This window comes from Microcoleus sp. (assembly GCF_049646505.1).
Classification (GTDB): Bacteria; Cyanobacteriota; Cyanobacteriia; order Cyanobacteriales; family Microcoleaceae; genus Microcoleus.
This window is the reverse complement of record NZ_JBARVX010000634.1, coordinates 1-3359: the sequence shown is the minus strand read 5'-3', so window position 1 is coordinate 3359 and position 3359 is coordinate 1. Positions and strand designations below refer to the sequence as shown.

Annotated in this window: 3 protein-coding genes; 2 read left to right on the top strand and 1 reads right to left on the bottom strand. The window is 46.8% G+C overall.

Features of this window, described 5'->3' with window-relative positions; genetic code table 11:
* A partial coding sequence (locus tag WBA89_RS29310; RefSeq protein ID WP_424411136.1) for a cation:proton antiporter occupies positions 1 to 803 on the bottom strand: 803 nt, incomplete at its 3' end.
* 449 nt (positions 804 to 1252) lie between these two features.
* Here WBA89_RS29310 and rpsB point away from each other — a divergent pair.
* Positions 1253 to 2083: a 30S ribosomal protein S2 gene (gene rpsB / locus WBA89_RS29305; RefSeq protein WP_194011783.1), complete on the top strand. Its 831-nt coding sequence runs from the start codon at positions 1253 to 1255 to the stop codon at positions 2081 to 2083.
* Between the two features lie 361 nt (positions 2084 to 2444).
* Positions 2445 to 3104 carry a translation elongation factor Ts gene (gene tsf / locus WBA89_RS29300; RefSeq protein ID WP_424411135.1) on the top strand — a complete coding sequence of 220 codons (660 nt, stop codon included), beginning with the start codon at positions 2445 to 2447 and terminating at the stop codon, positions 3102 to 3104.
* The last annotated feature ends 255 nt before the right edge of the window (positions 3105 to 3359 follow it).

Here is a 3359-nt window from a genome sequence, read left to right as displayed (position 1 = left end):
CCAAGCAAAAATGCACCGAAGATTAAATGAATGCCGATCAATTCAGTAATTAAGGCAGAAGCTACAACTCCCATGTAAATTCCCGCCAGCACTAACTGCGTTAATCTGCCCGTGCGGTTGTAGTGTTTGGAAAGCCGCTGCAAGAACCAGCGGACTACAGTCATCATGAAACCAATGTAAATTAAAGATTCAATAATGGTCGGCAAAGCGCCCAGCATCGAATTAGTTCGAGTAACTGCGATCGCCACCGCTAACAAACACCACGCCGTCACGTCATCTACTGCAGCGCAAGTTAGGGCCAGCGTCCCCAATTTGGTATTCTGCAAGTTGTGTTCTGTAATAATTCGGGCCAGCACCGGAAAGGCAGTAATTGACATCGCAGCGCCCAAAAACAGGGCAAAGGCTGTAAATGAAACGCTATTATTTGAAACGATCGGGTACAGCAGCAGTGCTAGGATGCTTCCCAGAGAAAACGGCACTAAAATGCTGACGTGGGAAGTTAAAATTGCTATATCTAAATTATTTTTAAGATACTTAGGGTTCAGTTCTAAACCAATCAAGAACATGAAAAATATCAGCCCCACCTCTGACAGTACGTTGAGGAATGGAACGGCTTCGGCTGGAAAAAGTGCTGTTGCTAAATCTGGTGCAATTAAGCCCAACAGAGAAGGGCCGAGCATAATTCCTGCTACAATCTCTCCAATGACTTGAGGTTGTTCGATCGCTCGAAATGCTAAACCGACAAGTCTCGAAAGCGCGATCACAATTAGAACTTCAAGCAAGACGAGAATGGGGATGGGCATGGCGTTTTTAGCTTTGGGATTTTTGCGGTGCCAGAGGGAACTCGTAAAGCCGGTAGAATTGCCGATCGAACAAAATGGCTCAAAGCTCGATCGAACTAAAGAAGGCGCAAGACACGCACCAACAACGCCATTGTCTCACAACCTAACAAAGGCTTTGACAACCTTGTTATGTGGATTTTTTGTTTTTGTAAGCAGCGCTTGCGAGTAACTCGCAACCGCAGGGTACGCCCGCGCACCAAGCCGGCCCGCATCTGCCTCCCTCGGGCTCGCACCCTAGGGATAACCCAACAAAATGGCGATCGGATTGTCAGAAAAAGTAGTGTGTCCTGTGATAAACTAGAAAAGTTGTTTAAGTTCGCACATCCGGCTTTTCGGGTGTTTCCAAGGTGCAAATCTTGAGAAATACTACCGGGTGGAGGATTAACCCGAATACAGGAGTTTAAAATACAATGCCAGTAGTCAGTTTGGCTCAAATGCTAGAGTCAGGAGTTCACTTCGGACACCAAACCCGCCGGTGGAACCCGAAAATGTCTCCCTACATTTTTACAGAGCGCAACGGGGTTCACATCATCGACCTCGTGCAAACCGCTCAGCTTATGGAAGATGCCTACGAGTACATGAGAGTGGCCTCAGAAAAAGGCAAAAAGTTTTTGTTCGTGGGTACAAAGCGCCAAGCAGCCGGGATTGTAGCGCAAGAAGCTCAACGCTGCGGCGCTTACTACGTCAACCAGCGCTGGCTGGGGGGAATGCTGACCAACTGGACGACGATTAAGTCCCGCGTGGAGCGCCTCAAGGATTTGGAACGCCGCGAGGAAATCGGCGCGCTAGATTTGTTGCCGAAAAAAGAAGCTTCGGTGCTGCGCCGAGAACTGGCAAAACTCCAGAAGTATCTGGGCGGAATCAAAACTATGCGGAAGATTCCCGACGGAGTGGTGCTGGTAGACCAACGCCGCGAATATAATGCTGTGTTGGAATGCCAAAAGTTGGGAATTCCCATCGTCTCTCTGTTGGACACCAATTGCGACCCGGATTTGGTTGACATTGCGATTCCAGCAAACGATGATGCTATTCGATCGATCAAGCTGATTGTCGGTAAGTTGGCTGATGCCATTTACGAAGGTCGTCACGGTCAGCCCGGTGGCGACGGTGACTACGACGACGACTACGAAGGTGGCTACGAAGGCGCTGAATATGATGGCGAAATCGAAGAATTGGATGACCCCAATTATGTAGACCCCGACGAAGCCGCTGAGGCCGAGGGCGAAGAAACCGAAAGCTAATATTGCGATCGGAATCTGAACACCAAGAAATTAAAAATTAAAGATTGAAGATTAAAAATAATAATTATTTTTAGTTGGATATTTTTAATTTTTAATTGTACCGGGCACGAGTCTAAGTCATTAGTAGAGTTCTGGCAAAAGCATTCGTTGTGTTAGTGTTAGCACCCAAATTAATTATGGTGTGCTACAGGTACAAAGTCCGCCCTAATGCCGACCAGGTATTTCTTCACTCCTGTCCAATCATTAACATTAAGATTAGTAACTAATGACTAATGACTAATGACTAATGACGCTTGAGGGCGGGCACGGGGGCACCGCCCCTACTGACTAATAACTAATTTTGATTGGGAACTTAAGGAAGATGGCGGATATATCTGCAAAACTTGTTAAAGAATTGCGCGACAAGACTGGCGCTGGCATGATGGACTGCAAAAAAGCCCTCATTGCAAACGAAGGCGATATCGAAACATCCATTGAGTGGCTGCGGAAAAAAGGTCTGGCTGGCGCTGACAAAAAAGCCGGACGGGTTGCCTCCGAAGGACTCGTAGGCAGCTACATCCACACGGGCGGCCGCGTGGGAGTGCTGGTGGAAGTTAACTGCGAAACTGATTTTGTGGCACGCCGCGAAGAATTCCAAACTTTGGTGCGGAATATTGCGATGCAAATTGCAGCTTGCCCGAATGTGGAATACGTGAAAGTTGAAGATATCCCTGCCGAAATTGTCGAAAGAGAAAAGGCAATTGAGATGGAAAAGGACGACTTGGGCAACAAGCCGGACAACATCAAAGAAAAGATTGTTCAAGGGCGCATTGACAAGCGCATGAAAGAGTTATCTTTGATGGATCAGCCTTTTATTCGAGATCAAAATATCTCGGTAGAAGAGTTGGTAAAACAAACCATCTCCCAAATCGGAGAAAATGTCCAAGTGCGCCGCTTCGTGCGTTTTGTCTTGGGCGAAGGCATTGAAAAAGAAGAAGCTAACTTTGCCGATGAAGTGGCAGCCCAAATGGGTGCTCAGTAATCCAAAATTAAGATTGAGAATTAAAAATTAAAAATGTGAAAAGTTGATTTTTTGCATTTTTAATTTTTAATGACAAAATGGGTTTAAAGTAGTCGTAGGGTGCGTCGCCCTCAAAAAATACCAAACAAATATCGACAATAGAACTCTTGCAAAAATCCAAAGCACCCCACCCCAACCCTCCCCTCCCGCGGGGAGGGAGCAAGATTATTCTTGTTTCTCCCCGCGGGAGGGGGGACTTGCGGGGGGTAAATTTGA